The sequence below is a fragment of the Moorena sp. SIO4E2 genome (genome assembly GCF_010671945.1).
In the GTDB taxonomy this organism is placed as follows: domain Bacteria; phylum Cyanobacteriota; class Cyanobacteriia; order Cyanobacteriales; family Coleofasciculaceae; genus Moorena; species Moorena producens.
The window spans coordinates 1-14,715 of sequence record NZ_JAAHIE010000145.1 but is presented as its reverse complement, the minus strand read 5'-3'; the positions used below and the strand labels follow the sequence as shown (position 1 = coordinate 14,715).

Below are 14,715 nucleotides of genomic sequence, written 5' to 3'. Positions count from 1 at the left end.
ATTAGAAGCCTTGGAAGGCAGATATACAGATAGTGAACTCAAAGAAAAGATTGACGAAGATAAAATTAAACAGAAAGCTTTAGGTTTAATTTGTTAACAAGAGGGAGCAGGGAGCAGGGAGTAGGGAGTAGGGAGTAGGGAGTAGGGAGTAGGGTGTGGGCTAAGGGGGTGACAAGCATCATTAATTAGCCTTTGGTTTTATAATCTTTCCTCTCCTCACACTTACCACACTTACCACATTTACAACACTCTTAACCCTCTTGCCTCTTGCCTCTTGCCTCTTGCCTCTTGCCTACTCCCTACTCCCGATTCCCGATTCCCTCTTCCCTACTCCCTATTCCCTCTCACCACTACCATCAAAAACTCTGCCAAGGTCCCCCCATCGACCCCCAACTCACTCCGCTCCTGAGCCGCTAAAATACCAGCTTGGGCATGCCACCAGGCTGCCGTTGCCACTATTGCCTCCAAAGGATGCTCAGACAGAACTGGCTGAGCCAATAAGCCTCCCACTAGTCCCGTGAGGACATCGCCACTCCCCCCTCGGGCTAGAGCTGGTGTACTTTCAGGAATCAGCCACACCGAGCCCCTGGGATTTGCGATCGCACTCCTGGCTCCTTTTAACAACACCACAGAGCGACTCAATTGGGATGCCTTCTGCACAGCCTTGACTCGATCCGGTAACAGTTCTGCAGAATCGGGAAATAAACGTCGGAACTCTCCAACATGAGGGGTTAACACTGTCTGGCCTCGACGCTTCAACAAAGTGGGAATAGTGATCAGTTCCGCCAGGATATTTAAACCATCCGCATCCAAAACAATTGGGCATTGGGCAGCTAAAACCCCTTGCACTATATCCTTAGCATCCTTTGTTAAACCAGGACCACATGCGATCGCATTATAAGTATGATAGCTACCAGAATCACTACCAGAGGGTTGGTTTAACTTCTCTAACACTAACTCAGGCAAAAATCCGTTGGCGTAGCGTGACCTTAGGTCAATCGCACCCGCCGTCGTTTCTGGGCAACCAATTACCACAGCTTCTGGCAAGTGACTGACCACTAGCAGTTTGATAGACTCCGGCACTGCCATTGAAAGCATCCCCACCCCACTAGCACGAGCCCCTAATCCCGCCAAAATTGCTGCCCCTGAATACTGTTTAGAGCCACAAATCAGCAACAGATGGCCCTGTTGGTACTTATGCGTTACCTTAGGGCGAGGTAAAGGCAAAAACTGTTTCGCAACAGTTTCGGTAACTCGGAGCAAATCTGGTGGCTCACCTAAAATGGACCAAATATCCTTGAGGGGAATACCAAAATCAATTAACTGAGCTTCACCAATATAATCCAACCCTTGGTCTTGCAGAAACCCCAACTTCCACAACCCTAAGCATAATGTCCGGGTAGCCCGAACCGCGATGCCCAACACTTCCCCAGTATCAGTGTGTAATCCCGAAGGCAAATCAATACTCACCACCGGTTGTGACCATTGATTCAACAGCTCAACCGCCTCAGCGATACTACCAGAAAGCGATCGCGTCAGTCCAAATCCGAACAAACCATCAATAATCAGGTCACACTCATACAGCGCTTCAATCTCGTCATAAAAAGGAATCCCCAAGCTAACCGCATACCGAGCATGGTAGTCAGTCAATTCCTTCAGTTTCGACAAAGGACGGTAAATGTGGATCTCATACCCCTGTAAATAAAGTTCACGAGCAACAACTAACCCATCGCCCCCATTATGACCAGGACCAACTAACACACCCACTCGCCTATTCTCAGCACAGGGATAAAGACCTTGAATAGAGCGAGTAATCAATCCTGCCACCTTTTCCATCAAAGCTGCTACAGGCATCCCCGCCTCAAAGATGCGCCCTTCAATCTCACGCATCTGCTCAGCAGTTACCACCACTTGTTCAATTAGTTCTCGCCGATTCTGAGACTGCATCAATTCTTAATTCTGCCTTCTTAATTCTTAATTCTTAATTCTGCATTCTACATTCTGCCCCTACCGACCAAAATACACCCGTGCATCCCAACCAGCAGAGCGCAAACGATTACTCCAACGTTCTGCCTCCCCCCGCTTTTTAAACGGACCAACAGCAACATGTTTACCTCTTGGAGCATCTCGTTGGCTGACTAAATCCTGGGCAATCCCAATTTTAACCAATTCCGTTACCATCTCTGGTAACCTCTGAGCATTTCCAGGAATAGCAACAAAATAGCTCCTACCCCTGGATTCTCCTGAATCCCCTGGATTAGAACCAGAACTCACAGAACGACGGTTCGCCAAATCTAATCCTGTTTCTGGATACACCAAACGGGAGCCATAAGTGATCGAGCCAGCGGATGCAAAATTTGGTATGTTGCTCAGATTTGTAGCACCACCATCAAATGCTTGTTGTTCAATGGTTGTGATTCGGGCTGAAATTCCCAAAGCTTCCAAAGCCCGGAGACGGGACTGAGCATTGTAGCGATCCATAAATGTCCCCGCTTGAATCACCCCCTCTCCCTCGCGCACAAACGCTTGTGGTTCAATGTCTTGTACTTGGGATAACAACCAATAACTATCACCCACCACATCAACCCGATAGAGATTAGCGATGGGTCTTGATGGATTAGTTATTGATGGATTAGTTATTGATCTATTAGTGTCGTTGACGTTTAACTCAGGTGGTAATGGTGTATTTTGTGTATTGCTTGACCGGTTGGGTGAGGCGGTCGGCAAAATTAAAGGGGGAGTGTTAACCGATGGTAGAGAAGATGGCGTCATAGTTGGTAAAGGCTCCCCAAAAAATCTCGGTTCTGGTGAAGTTTGGGCAGTAGCTGGCCTCAGATCCGCCATGAATGTTTGCCCAGTCAGTAGCAACAGTAGCCAACCACTTACCTTAACCAGTGTTTTAGGATTTTTGAATTGGTCAGACAGTCTGATCATAATCGGTATTGCACTCTAGTAGAATTAGTAGGTTATATCAATTTAAATTTACCCGTCAACCCTAAACAAATGACTAAAATCCTGTCAAAATGGGTAATCTTACCGCTGATAATTCTCTGCATTATAGCCTGTGGCAGCAGTAACCTAGATGGAGTAACCACCGTCACTCTCGGTGGTTGGCAAAGCAGCCCTACTGAAAAACAATTACTAGAGCAAGTACTAAAAGAATTTGAAGCTAAACATCCCAAGGTAAAGGTTAAGCTTGAAGTCATCACTGGTCAATACATGGATGTGATCAAAACCCGATTAATTGGTGATGCAGCTCCAGATATCTTTTATTTAGATGCCTATGAAGCCCCATTACTAATGATTCATGATGTTTTGGAGCCTTTGGATGACTACATTAAGCGCACTGATAATTTTGATGTAGCTGACTTTGAACCCTCTCTGTTTAAAGCATTCCAATATAATGGAATAATCTACGGATTGCCTAAAGATTTTTCCACCCTTGCCCTTTTTTACAATAAGCAATTATTCAAACAAGCTAATTTAACTCAACCACCCCAAACTTGGGAAGAATTACGGGATTATTCCCAAAAACTCACCGTTGATAAGAATCGCGATGGCAGAAATGAACGCTATGGTTTGGGAATTAATCAGGAGCTGGCTCGTCTCTATTTTTTCATTAAAGCTTTTGGAGCTAACTTAGTTGACAAAAACGGCTACGCTACCTTTGCCACTCCTGAAAGTTTTAAAAGTCTTAAAACTGTCATTGACCTATACCGAAACTACCAGTCTGCTGCCTTACCTTCAGACGTTGGGGCTAGTTCTGGTAGCGAAATGTTTGGTCAGGGTAAAACCGCAATGGTCATCGAAGGTAGCTGGGCGATTCCTTATCTCAAAGACACATTTCCTAAAATTAAATTCGCCACCGCTGAAGTTCCCTCCTTAGGTAGTAAAAAAGGAACAATGGCTTATACCGTTGCTTATGTGATGAACAAGCAAGCTCAACATAAAGAAGCAGCTTGGCAACTAATTTCCTATCTAACCGGCAAAGAAGGAATGAAAGCTTGGGGAAAAGCCGGACTAGTACTACCTTCTCGGCTATCTGTGTTATCGGAACTAGGCTATCAAAAAAATCCCCTCTATGCTCCTTTTATTAAAGGAGCCGCCTATGCAACCATTTGGCAGGCTGGGGAAACCTTGCCAACCATTCAAACCCATTTCGATAATCAATTTCTGAGTGCCTTACTGGGTGAGCAATCCTTAGAAAGTGCTATGAAGAAAGCCCAAGAATCAGCTAATGAAGAGATTCGAGCAGGTGATTACTAACTAAGTTTTAGGGAGTCGGGAGTCGGGAATCGGGAATTGGGAGTCGGGAGTATGGGGGGAGGGAATAGGCAAGAGGCAAGAGGCAAGAGGCAAGAGGCAATACTTAGATGTTGCACCAGTACAAAAAAACTTAATAACGGAAGTGATAACAATCAATTTCAGTGCTGAAAGAATGAAATCTTATTGCTGTTCCCTGTTCTATGTTCCCTGTTCTATGTTCCCTGTTCCCTATTCCCTGTTCCCTATGCCCTAACTTAAAATAAATCCTCAGTTCCCCATGCTGGTCCTTTCTGTGCAGCTCTGATCACAAATGCCGCTAACTTTTCGATTTGTTCCTGTGATAGCCAACTCTCTGGAACTTCACGGCACGAGATGCTTTCCTCGGTACCATCATAGGTCATCGGTTGCCTCATAAAAGCAATTAAACCATTGAGATTATCCCGAGGTGGTGTTGCCTGAGCTAGCCTCTCCAGAGATAGAGATACAGTGGGATTAATAATATTAGATCCTCCCACATGACACCTCTGGCAATTTTCGGAAAATAAATTTATACCAAAGGACAAGTCTTCCCCATCAAACAGCTTAGTCTCTCCCTTGCCATCTAAAGAAATCGCTACAGGTTCTGCCACGTCTAGGTAGTGCCTGACGTAGTCGTTAACCGGAGCCTGGGCTGGTGAACTAACCGTGCATGTCTCTAGGCAGAACACCAGAACCACTAGCAGCAAATAACGGATTGATAGGAATAGACCTCTTGCCAAAGTAGTGTTTTGATACTGTTTCCGTGAATTGTTGTCCACTATTCCCTGTTCCCTGTTCCCTATTCCCAACTTCTCAAAGAAGTCTAATAATCTACGGAGCATTGAGTATTATTGAGTATTTAAGGTGATATGTACTGATTGAGCAACAGGGCAGCGGCTTCTTCTATTAGCGATTAGGGTCTAGTTAAGGAACCTTAGGGTTATTGATTTTGGTTAACCCCTAACCCCTAACCCCTAACCCCTAACTGCCAAAAGAAGAAGCCTCTGCCCTTGCTGCTTAAATAAGCATAAAGCCTTTCGCTTCGTGCTTCTTAACCTCTCTACAAACAAACGTAATTAGTTACAGACCTTACCACAACCCCACGTTTTGCTTTTAGTGTTGACCTCATAGAGAATATAACCAGCAATATCAACGAGTTCATCTGTGGTGACATTCCTCATATACCGAAAAATATCAGCACTATCAGTGCTTGGATGAAATATAGAAATATCAATTTCCCCGTCGTAGGTGGTAGGATGCTTCAGGTAGTCTACTAAAGCCTCCAGGTTATTACGGGGTGGCGTTGCGTACTTTAAGTCTTCAGCACCAAGAGTAACGTTAGGGTCCGTTTTACTGTAACCTCCTTTGTGACATTGAGAACATTTAGCGTTAAACAAGCGTAAGCCCTCAGTGACCTCTTCGTTACTCAGAACCACCATGTCACCTGCTTCATTTAAAGGTACGGTGCGGTCCTTTTCAAGCAGATCGAGGGCTGCTGAACTGCCCACTGCAATATGAAAGGCAAAGAATAGGGTTGCCGTGATCAGCAATATAAATCGCTTCATTGTTGATTCTCCTCTAAAAATGTGGCTCATATGGGATTAGTTTTTCAAAACAGCATTAACTGATTCCCTGCACATTCTCTCGCTGAGGGGGATCCGAGTCAACCAATCACGGCTATCGAACTCAGGTATTACTGATTACCCTTTGTTTCAGACAAAATTTTTAGTATAATAGCCTTGGCATCTTCTAGAGGCAGATGGGTGTCTTGATTTTTGTAAGCAATGCCCAACTGCTGGCATAGATCGAATACCTCTTCTACTCGAAGGTCATACTCGGCGGCAATTTCCACAATTGAAAGGTCTGCAAAGCCCATAATAATTAAGCGCAATAGTAACTAAGGAACAGTTTGGGAAGTGTGGGAATTGTGGGGGCAAGAGGCAAGAGGCAAGAGGCAAGAGGCAAAAGGCAAGAGGCAAGAGGCAAGAGGCAAGAGGCAAAAGGCAAGAGGGAATATTTATGAAACCATGTAACTCCCCATCTCCCCATCTCCCCATCTCCCCATCTCCCCACACCTCCCACCCTTCCCACACTCCCGACTCCCGATTCCCTACTCCCGACTCCCTACTCCCGACTCCCTACTCCCTACTCCCTACTCCCTACTCCCAGCTCCGAAGTCCCTACTACTTCTGGCAAGGAAACCGCTACCGGTATAGTAGCCTGGGGTTGATGGAGGCGAATCAGTTGGGCTAGGGTTTTTTTCAACTGGGTGCGAGGTACAATGGCATCAACGAAGCCGTGGTCTAGGAGATATTCAGAGGTCTGGAAATTATCGGGCAGCTTTTCCCTTAGGGTCTGCTCAATCACTCGTCGTCCAGCAAATCCAATTAATGCCTTCGGTTCCGCTATGATAATATCTCCTAACATCGCAAAACTGGCAGTTACCCCACCAGTGGTAGGATGAGTAAGAACTGGAATGTAGAGTAGTCTGGCTTGACGATGGCGTTCCAAGGCACCAGAGATTTTGGCCATTTGCATCAGGCTTAACATCCCTTCCTGCATTCTGGCTCCACCAGATGCACAAACAATTACAACCGGTAGCTGTCGCTTGGTTGCTTCTTCTATCAAACGAGTCAGTTTTTCCCCAACTACCGAACCCATACTACCGCCCATGAACCGGAAGTCCATCACTCCCAAAGCAATAGGCAAATTCTCTAGCTTACCGGTGCCAGTTTGTACCGCATCTGTGAGCTTGGTTTTTTCTTGGCTGTCTCGCAAACGATCACTATAGGCTTTGCGATCGCAAAACTTCAGGGGATCCGTCGGATGTAGGTGTTCATCCAGTGAGATCCAGGTCTGAGGGTCAATCAGCTGGCGGATCCGCTCGTCACTAGGGACTCGCATATGATGCTCACATTCAGTGCAAACCATTTGATTAGCTTGCAGGTCTCTGGCGTAGGATAGCACTCCGCAAGCTTCACACTTTTTCCATAGCCCATCAGCAATCTCCCGTTCTTGAGGTTGTTTAGGGCTTGGTTTAGGTTTTCTATTTGCAAACCAATCCAATAGAGACATAAAAATTTCTTATCCTGTTAACGTATTATCTAAATTTTTTTAGCTATAATTTTATCTTTATGATTGTCCTGCCTGCTCTTCCTCTGGGGAACTCAACAACAGTAAGGCTGTCCATTGATCTGGTGAGCGAACTTGTAAAGCCGCAGGACTACCTGCACCTAAATAAGACATGATCCCAATATCAAGAATCCGACTTGGGATATCATGAGCAGCTAGCACCTGCTGCATCAGCTCGGCTTCCCAGCGAAGATTGGTAGTTCTGATTGTTATCCAAGACACAGGCCAATACCAATAGCACCAATAGTATAGTTTTCAGAGCCGTTGAATTTGTTATTGCTATTTCATCTATAGTAGTTTTATTTATAGGTTATACTTAGTTATACTTATTGTGATTAGTAGACAATTAGCTAAAATTTTAGACTAGGTTAATTTTTATAGGTTTCCTATTATATACTAAGTCTGAGTTTATCGGTTTCAACCTCTAAATTTAGAGAGTGAGGGAACATTATTCAACAGGTGCGACCCGAACGCGCCCCGCGTCTGCTTTGCCGAAAGGTGCCACCCAAGGGCGATTTACTCGCCCTTGGAGGCGCGACAATCGCGCGAATTTAATTCTTAATGGGTCAAGGAAACCTAATATAACTTTTAGCTCAATGGGAAAAATAGTTCTAGGTAAGTGGACACTATTAATTTACCCCACAGTAGAGTCAATCCTGCTCCCAACCCTAGAAAAGGACCAAAGGGCATGGGCTGTTTGCGATTGATCCAACCGAGGGCAATGGCTGCGCCACCAGCAAAAGCACCTACACCACAAGCGATGAAACTAGCCAATAGCAAATACTTCCAGCCTAACCAAGCTCCCATCATCGCCGCTAGTTTAGCATCTCCTCCCCCCATAGCGGATTGACCAAAGGCAATCGAACCCCCAAAAGCAATCAGGTCAAACAACCAAATCCCTAGCACTGCACCTACCACCCCAGTCATTAATTGAGGAATTATGGCTATGGGTTGAGACCCCTGCAAAAAACCAGTAGTTCCTTGAAATACTAAACCAGCCACTAATCCAGACTGAGTTAGGGAATTCGGTAGGCTCATAGTATCGATATCAATCAGAGCCAGAGTCAACAGCCAGCTCAAAAATGCCCAATATCCTAGGGTTTGCCAACCCCAACCATACATCCAGAAAACTAGTAAAAACAGTACACCTGTTATGGCCTCTACTACGGGATAGCGGCTGGAAATCTTGGTATTACAGTGACGGCAACGTCCTTTTAACCACAGCCAGCCCATTACCGGAACATTCTCTCGCTTCCCCAGCTTATGGAGACAATTGGGACAGCGGGAGGGGGGCCAAAGGATGGATAAACCAGCAGGTAGTCGGTAAACAACTACATTCAGAAAACTGCCAATAGATGCACCTATAGCGAAAACTATTGCGAAAACTATCGACGTTGTCAAGGCAGCGGATACTTCAACCATATCCTGTGTGACTTGCTATTTGCTATTGCTTCATACCATAGAACTAAGACCAATGACCGATTTAATTAATATTTATTAATAAAAGTCTCCTTCTAGTTGACTCAAAGGCACAAAGCATTCAGTTGGTAGAAGGACAGGTTTATCACTAAAGATTAACTTTCCTCTGAGGGTATATCTGTCAATGGCTACACCAGATGGCTGTTGATCTTGGTATGGATGAACTTCGTAGTAAACCCGGTAGATGTGCTGAGCTGCTCTCAAAACCGTAGGATCTATCAGCTTCGGTAGCTCAAGCCGAGTTTGGTAGTTTTCTTGTCTTTGTTGTGATGTATACACCACACTTTTTACCCTATTATTTCAGTTTGACTTTAATGCAATCACGCCTTCACGGCAAGGGGGTATTTCCGCAAAAGGGCACTGATTAACCAGGGGAAACCAACAGATTTTCCTGAGTTATGATAAGTAACAGCAGGTTTACCCGATCAAATCAAGGGATAATATCAAGGGATAAGATCAAGATTGTTCTAGGCACTGAATTAGAGAATCTCCCATAGCACGACAACCTAAGAGATTCATGCCTTCTGAGATGATATCTCCTGTGCGATCGCCTTTATCTAAAACCTTTACAACTGCTTGTTCAATGGAATCTGCTGCTTGGGGCTGGTTCAAGCCGTAACGTAACATCATCGCAGCACTGAGTACCATCGCTAAGGGATTAGCTTTATCTTGACCGGCAATATCTGGAGCCGAGCCATGAACAGGTTCAAAGACTCCAGGGCTAGATTCACTTAAACTGGCAGAGGGTAACATGCCGATACTACCGGTAAGCATAGCAGCAGCATCCGATAAAATATCCCCGAACATATTACCGGTAACAATGGTATCAAATTGTTTGGGAGCTCTGACCAATTGCATAGCAGCATTATCCACGTATAGGTGAGACAGTTCCACATCCGGATATTCTGCTGCTAGGGTTGTAATGCGATCGCGCCACAACTGGGACACATCCAACACATTAGCTTTATCCACCGAACACAGTTTACCACCGCGTTTTTTAGCCGTTTCAAACCCTACTCTACCAATGCGGTCAATTTCGGCTTCGGTGTAAGCCATAGTATTGACTCCCCGTTTTTCCCCAGTTTCCTGAGAAAAAATTCCTTTAGGTTGTCCAAAGTAGATCCCACCAGTCAGTTCTCTAACCACCATAATATCTACCCCTTCAACCACATTTCGTTTCAAGGTCGAGGCATCAATCAGTTGGGGGAATATTGTCGCTGGTCGGAGATTAGCAAACAATCCTAACCCTGCTCTTAATCCCAACAATCCGGTTTCTGGTCGTTGGTGGCGGGGGAGATTATCCCACTTGTAACCCCCAATGGCAGCGAGTAAAACCGCATCACTATTGCGACATAGTTCTAGTGTATCAGTAGGTAGGGGTTCATTAGTAGCATCAATAGCTACGCCACCGATTAGGGCCTCGGTAAATTGAAAATTAATATCGAATCGCTTGCCAACGAGGTTCAATACATCTACAGCTACTGCCATGATTTCTGGGCCAATCCCGTCACCAGGTAGCAGGGTAATGCGGTAGGAGTAAGTCATAGTTAGTTTGGTCGATGCTTAAGTATGAGGTGTCGTGGGTATAAGTTATAGCGTTCGATACTATAGCATCTGGCCGGTGTATCAGGGTAATTTTTTGATCAGCACAGTTGGCAAGGGATAGGTTAAGGGATGTAACGGATGTAACCGATAGACTCAGACCTCGCCACCAGGGAAAAGTCCGGAAAGAATGCCTAAGCTAGCGATAACTAATAAAAATCAATAATTCAAATAATTCTAGCCAAGCTGAACCGCCCTAGGTTAACCCATAGATCAAAACCCATAGATCAAGAATAAAGCGCTAGGCTGGAAAAAAAACACATCTGAAATTCCCTTTGCGGTGCAACCCCAAGCTTTCTTAGAAACGCTAGGGAACGCCCACCAATAGAAGGCTTTGGTCTTGTCGTTTATTGGCTCAGAAAAAACTTAGTCTTAAGCAAATTAAACAGCTAAAACCAGACTCTGATGGTAAAAGAATTGGCTATTGATACCCGTGGACTAACGAAGCAATTCGACCGCCATGTGGCTGTGCATGAGGTGGATTTGCAAGTGGAAAGCGGCGAAGTTTACGGCTTAATTGGACCGAATGGTGCTGGGAAAACCACCCTGATCCGGATGTTAGCTGCAGCGGAAGAACCTACCACTGGTGAGATTTACATCAATGGTCAGCGTTTGCTAAGAGATCAAAGCAATCCTAGGCTAAAACAGCGTTTAGGCTATCTACCTGATGATTTTCCCCTTTATGAGGATTTGACGGTTTGGGACTACCTAGACTACTTCGCACGTCTATATAAATTACGAGGCTCAAAACGCCGACAACGGTTATACGATGTTCTGGAACTGATTGAATTAACCAACAAGCGTAATAGCTTGATTTCTACCCTCTCCCGGGGGATGAAACAGCGCCTTAGCCTGGCTAGAACTATTATTCATGAACCGATTTTACTGCTGCTGGATGAGCCAGTCTCTGGTCTTGACCCCATTGCTAGAATGAAGTTTCGGGAAATTATTAAGGTTCTCCAAGAAGCGGGGATGACGATTCTGATTTCCTCCCATGTCCTGAGTGATTTAGCCCAACTGTGTAGCTCAGTAGGCATCATGGAATTAGGGTATCTGGTAGAAAGCGCACCCCTAGATGAGTTTTACCAGCGTCTTGGTCGCCAGCAAATTCTGTTGTCAAGCCTAGGTCAGCTGGATGTACTTAAAGGGGAATTGAAAAATAATCCCCTTGTAGAAGACTGGGAGATATTACCAGAACCAGGTCGGATGCGGATTCATTTTTCAGGAGGTCAAGAGGATTGTGCACAGCTATTGCGATCGCTGGTTAAGGCTGGGATTCCCTTGACAGAATTCCAGTGCTCTCAAGAAGACTTAGAAACAATTTTCCTTAAATTAGGTCATCAGCAAGCATCATAGCTCGATCATAGCTGCATCATAACTAGGCGATTAAAAGGAGACTAATAGCGATATGGCACTTAATAATTTAGTTAACCAACTTGGGGAATTAAATCCCCAGGTGTTTCGAGAACTCAAAGGGCGTTTCAAACAGCGCAATGTCCTGATTACAGTGGCAATATCCTTGGTTGGTCAGTTGCTGATGCTGATCGATTTGGGACTTGAGCTACCATCATATAGCTTGGGAGCTGAGATTAACTGGCCTCTGTGGTGGCAAGATGTATTTGTCTGGCTGAGTCTTATCGGTATCTTCAGCTTGTTGGTGGTTGGCACCTATATGCTAATCAGTGACCTCTCTAAAGAAGAAAGTCGTGGCACCTTGAACTTTCTGCGGCTGACACCTCAGTCAAGCCGGAGCATCCTAGGTGGCAAACTACTGGGGGTACCAGCATTGCTTTATCTAGCAGTTGGTTTCGCCTTACCATTGCATTTTTGCGCAGCTATTGCTGGTCAAATCCATTTGATTGAGCTTTTAGGATTTTACATCGTTCTCGGTAGCAGTTGCCTATTTTGCTATAGTATGGCGCTACTATTTGGCTTAGTTAGCAGATCTCTAGGAGGTTTCCAAGCTTGGTTAGGTTCTGGTGCTGTACTCATCTTTTTGTGGTTCACGACCATGGTGATTGATAACGCTGGAGTCAGCCATTACCCAGCTGACTGGCTAACGTTGTTTAATCCCACCATTGTCTTACCGTACCTGATTGATTCTAATTCGTTTGATCCGAATAGTTTTTATCCTGTTGAGCGTAGTTTCCAAGATTTGCGCTGGTTTGGTATCCATATCGGTGCCAGTTTCTGGACTATGGCTGGTTTTATTGTCCTCAACTACGGTGTTGGGACCTACTGGTTTGGGCAAGGGCTAAATCGTTGCTTCCATAACCCTAAAGCTACCCTGATTAACAAACAACAGAGTTACTGGCTGACCGCTAGCTTTCAAGCAGTGATTTTAGGATTTGCCCTCAACCCTCAATACAAGAACTGGCGTGGTTATACCCATGGCTTGGAAGAGAATTCACAGATGCTGCTGGTGTTCAACGTGGTGCTGTTTTTAGCTCTGATTGCTGCCTTGAGTCCCCATCGACAAACCTTACAAGATTGGGCGCGTTACCGACATCAGGATCGGACTTTCCGCAAAAAAGGAGGGGTGATAGCTGACTTAATCTGGGGTGACAAAAGTCCCGCTGTGGTAGCAGTGGCAATAAATTGTGCGATCGCATCTGCGATGTTGCTGACGTGGATATTACTTTGGCCTGCCAATGAGTACAAGATACCTGCCCTTTTCGCACTGTTGCTCAATAGCAGTCTGATCATGATTTACGCCACAGTTGCTCAGTTAATGCTGTTGATGAAAACACAGAAGCGAGCCGCTGGTGCAGTAATAGCGGTAGGAGGATTGATTCTCTTACCACCCATCCTGTTCTGGATTGGGTCGATGACTCTCTATGAGACTCCTGCTATATGGCTATTTTCGGTATTTCATTGGGGTATTTTGCCCTATGCTAATGGAAGTGTTTTCTTGGCCATCATTGCTCAGTCCCTAGCCCTAACGTTATTTAACGTACAGCTAGGAAGACAATTGCGACAAGCAGGAGAATCAACAACTAAAGCCTTGCTTTCTGGAAAAACAGAGAAATATCAAGCGAGAGTTAGCCACCTAATTCATTAGGTGGGCGTGGAGCGAGCCGGGATAAATCCCGGCGCTCGTGTTCAAGGTAGCTTTCCGTTTCTCCCTAGATATTCGACATATTCAGAGAGACTTAACCCAGCAGATTTTGCCAGTTCTTTTAGGTTGTCCCAGGCTAGCTTGGTTACCTTCACACTGTAAGTTTTTTTACTTTCGTTATATATGCTTGGTCTGCCGACTCTTCTTTTTGGTTTTTCTGGCATTTGCTTGACATTTTAATTACGGTAGTATTTTTTTAAATAAACATAGCAAAAAGGTCGATGCAAATGTATGGTTGCCAACAACATTTTATAACTACGACAGCTGAAAATAGAGCGATAATAGAATTTATCTGCTCAGAAGCTAACAAGCTAACCAATTGCGGAATCTATTATTGTCGTCAAATATTGTTCAAAGCCGGTAAATACCTTACAAATGCCGATTTGGATAAGATAATGAAGACAAATGTTCATTTTAAGGCAATGAGGTCAGCTTGTGCGCAACAAACGCTGCACGGAGTTATTGAGTCTTTTAAGTCTTATAAAGCCTTAAGCAAGTTATACAAGAAAGGTCAACTAGCGATCAAGCCTAGAGTTCCTAGTTACCGAAAGAAGGGGGGTTTGGCTGTAGTTAGTTATCCTGCTCGGTGGGTAAAGCTAATAAAAGGCCATCTCAAATTCACATTAGGAAAACAGGTTAAAGCTTGGTTTGGGATAGACCATTTCATCCTCCCTATGCCTTCTAATCTTGATTTCAAGTCAATAAAAGAGTACCGCTTTGTTCCAAGGAATGGGTGTTTGTATCTAGAGTTTGTCTATGAACGACCAGCTTCTGAACAGGTTCAATCAACAGACGAAGTGTTAGGTATTGACCCCGGTTTGAATAATTGGTTAACCTGTGTGTCTACTACAGGCAAATCATTTATCTTGGATGGAAGGAAGGTCAAATCTCAAAATCAATGGTACAACAAACGTGTCGCTGCGATTAAAAAAGGGAAGAGCAAGGATTACTGGGATGAGACTCTAGCTTATTTGACCGATAAACGCAACAGACAAATGCGAGACAACGTTAATAAAGCTGCTAGATTTATAGTTAACTGGTGCTTAAGTAATGACGTTATTACAGTTGTATTTGGTTGGAACAAGCGCAATAAAGACAGC

The 14,715-nt window shown here is 44.7% G+C and carries 16 protein-coding genes; 5 read left to right on the top strand and 11 right to left on the bottom strand.

Annotated features, from left to right (window positions below; all coding sequences use genetic code 11):
• Window positions 1-327: 327 nt before the first annotated feature.
• Window positions 328-1,947 carry an NAD(P)H-hydrate dehydratase gene (locus tag F6K37_RS16655; RefSeq protein ID WP_287251255.1) on the bottom strand — a complete coding sequence of 540 codons (1,620 nt, stop codon included), beginning with the start codon at window positions 1,945-1,947 and terminating at the stop codon, window positions 328-330.
• Between the two features lie 60 nt (window positions 1,948-2,007).
• Window positions 2,008-2,934 (bottom strand): hypothetical protein, encoded by a 927-nt coding sequence (locus F6K37_RS16650; protein ID WP_287251251.1) that lies wholly within the window; start codon window positions 2,932-2,934, stop codon window positions 2,008-2,010.
• A 69-nt stretch (window positions 2,935-3,003) separates the two neighbouring features.
• Here F6K37_RS16650 and F6K37_RS16645 point away from each other — a divergent pair, with 69 nt between their 5' ends.
• On the top strand, window positions 3,004-4,266 hold the full coding sequence (locus F6K37_RS16645) for an ABC transporter substrate-binding protein (protein WP_287251249.1): 1,263 nt from the start codon (window positions 3,004-3,006) through the stop codon (window positions 4,264-4,266).
• 254 nt (window positions 4,267-4,520) lie between these two features.
• Here the strand turns inward: F6K37_RS16645 and psbV2 are convergent, their stop codons facing one another.
• The 3 genes from psbV2 to F6K37_RS16630 all read right to left on the bottom strand — a co-directional run bounded on the left by psbV2 (window position 4,521) and on the right by F6K37_RS16630 (window position 6,160).
• Window positions 4,521-5,126: a photosystem II cytochrome PsbV2 gene (gene psbV2, locus F6K37_RS16640; protein ID WP_287251248.1), complete on the bottom strand. Its 606-nt coding sequence runs from the start codon at window positions 5,124-5,126 to the stop codon at window positions 4,521-4,523.
• 234 nt (window positions 5,127-5,360) lie between these two features.
• Window positions 5,361-5,849 (bottom strand): photosystem II cytochrome c-550, encoded by a 489-nt coding sequence (gene psbV, locus F6K37_RS16635; protein ID WP_287251246.1) that lies wholly within the window; start codon window positions 5,847-5,849, stop codon window positions 5,361-5,363.
• Between the two features lie 128 nt (window positions 5,850-5,977).
• Entirely contained in the window at window positions 5,978-6,160 is a 183-nt protein-coding gene (locus tag F6K37_RS16630; protein ID WP_009149928.1) for a hypothetical protein, read from the bottom strand.
• A gap of 143 nt (window positions 6,161-6,303) precedes the next feature.
• On the opposite strand from F6K37_RS16630, the gene F6K37_RS16625 reads away from it, so the two are divergent.
• Entirely contained in the window at window positions 6,304-6,537 is a 234-nt protein-coding gene (locus F6K37_RS16625; protein WP_154659905.1) for a hypothetical protein, read from the top strand.
• On the opposite strand, the gene accD is transcribed toward F6K37_RS16625, so the two are convergent.
• From accD to leuB, 5 genes are all read right to left on the bottom strand, one after another.
• Window positions 6,430-7,359: an acetyl-CoA carboxylase, carboxyltransferase subunit beta gene (accD, locus tag F6K37_RS16620; protein ID WP_009149931.1), complete on the bottom strand. Its 930-nt coding sequence runs from the start codon at window positions 7,357-7,359 to the stop codon at window positions 6,430-6,432. The two genes, F6K37_RS16625 and accD, sit on opposite strands and share 108 nt — an antisense overlap.
• Before the next feature lie 57 nt (window positions 7,360-7,416).
• A complete protein-coding gene (locus tag F6K37_RS16615) occupies window positions 7,417-7,638 on the bottom strand; it encodes a hypothetical protein (RefSeq protein WP_009149933.1) in 222 nt (73 codons plus the stop codon).
• Window positions 7,639-8,004: 366 nt separating this feature from the next.
• Entirely contained in the window at window positions 8,005-8,838 is an 834-nt protein-coding gene (locus tag F6K37_RS16610) for a prepilin peptidase (protein WP_287251242.1), read from the bottom strand.
• Between the two features lie 75 nt (window positions 8,839-8,913).
• Entirely contained in the window at window positions 8,914-9,174 is a 261-nt protein-coding gene (locus tag F6K37_RS16605; RefSeq protein WP_287251253.1) for a hypothetical protein, read from the bottom strand.
• 177 nt (window positions 9,175-9,351) lie between these two features.
• A complete protein-coding gene (leuB, locus tag F6K37_RS16600; RefSeq protein ID WP_071107066.1) occupies window positions 9,352-10,440 on the bottom strand; it encodes a 3-isopropylmalate dehydrogenase in 1,089 nt (362 codons plus the stop codon).
• 462 nt (window positions 10,441-10,902) lie between these two features.
• Between leuB and F6K37_RS16595 the strand changes: the two genes are divergently transcribed.
• Both F6K37_RS16595 and F6K37_RS16590 read left to right on the top strand, forming a co-directional pair.
• Window positions 10,903-11,853 carry an ABC transporter ATP-binding protein gene (locus tag F6K37_RS16595; protein WP_287251240.1) on the top strand — a complete coding sequence of 317 codons (951 nt, stop codon included), beginning with the start codon at window positions 10,903-10,905 and terminating at the stop codon, window positions 11,851-11,853.
• Between the two features lie 52 nt (window positions 11,854-11,905).
• Window positions 11,906-13,558 (top strand): ABC transporter permease, encoded by a 1,653-nt coding sequence (locus tag F6K37_RS16590; RefSeq protein ID WP_287251238.1) that lies wholly within the window; start codon window positions 11,906-11,908, stop codon window positions 13,556-13,558.
• Between the two features lie 41 nt (window positions 13,559-13,599).
• Here F6K37_RS16590 and F6K37_RS16585 read toward each other — a convergent pair whose 3' ends face one another.
• Entirely contained in the window at window positions 13,600-13,779 is a 180-nt protein-coding gene (locus F6K37_RS16585; protein WP_009149948.1) for a hypothetical protein, read from the bottom strand.
• Between the two features lie 63 nt (window positions 13,780-13,842).
• On the opposite strand from F6K37_RS16585, the gene F6K37_RS16580 reads away from it, so the two are divergent.
• Window positions 13,843-14,715, top strand: an 873-nt coding sequence (locus tag F6K37_RS16580) for an RNA-guided endonuclease InsQ/TnpB family protein (RefSeq protein WP_287251236.1), incomplete at its 3' end; no start/stop codon positions are given.

Excerpts from the sequence above, each read along its gene's own strand:
- F6K37_RS16655 (WP_287251255.1), bottom strand. The coding sequence starts at position 1,947 with ATGCAGTCTCAGAATCGGCGAGAACTAATTGAACAAGTGGTGGTAACT.
- F6K37_RS16590 (WP_287251238.1), top strand. The coding sequence starts at position 11,906 with ATGGCACTTAATAATTTAGTTAACCAACTTGGGGAATTAAATCCCCAG.
- accD (WP_009149931.1), bottom strand. The coding sequence starts at position 7,359 with ATGTCTCTATTGGATTGGTTTGCAAATAGAAAACCTAAACCAAGCCCT.
- F6K37_RS16625 (WP_154659905.1), top strand. The coding sequence starts at position 6,304 with ATGAAACCATGTAACTCCCCATCTCCCCATCTCCCCATCTCCCCATCT.
- F6K37_RS16595 (WP_287251240.1), top strand. The coding sequence starts at position 10,903 with ATGGTAAAAGAATTGGCTATTGATACCCGTGGACTAACGAAGCAATTC.
- F6K37_RS16645 (WP_287251249.1), top strand. The coding sequence starts at position 3,004 with ATGACTAAAATCCTGTCAAAATGGGTAATCTTACCGCTGATAATTCTC.
- F6K37_RS16650 (WP_287251251.1), bottom strand. The coding sequence starts at position 2,934 with ATGATCAGACTGTCTGACCAATTCAAAAATCCTAAAACACTGGTTAAG.
- psbV2 (WP_287251248.1), bottom strand. The coding sequence starts at position 5,126 with ATGCTCCGTAGATTATTAGACTTCTTTGAGAAGTTGGGAATAGGGAAC.
- F6K37_RS16610 (WP_287251242.1), bottom strand. The coding sequence starts at position 8,838 with ATGGTTGAAGTATCCGCTGCCTTGACAACGTCGATAGTTTTCGCAATA.
- F6K37_RS16630 (WP_009149928.1), bottom strand. The coding sequence starts at position 6,160 with ATGGGCTTTGCAGACCTTTCAATTGTGGAAATTGCCGCCGAGTATGAC.
- psbV (WP_287251246.1), bottom strand. The coding sequence starts at position 5,849 with ATGAAGCGATTTATATTGCTGATCACGGCAACCCTATTCTTTGCCTTT.
- F6K37_RS16585 (WP_009149948.1), bottom strand. The coding sequence starts at position 13,779 with ATGCCAGAAAAACCAAAAAGAAGAGTCGGCAGACCAAGCATATATAAC.
- leuB (WP_071107066.1), bottom strand. The coding sequence starts at position 10,440 with ATGACTTACTCCTACCGCATTACCCTGCTACCTGGTGACGGGATTGGC.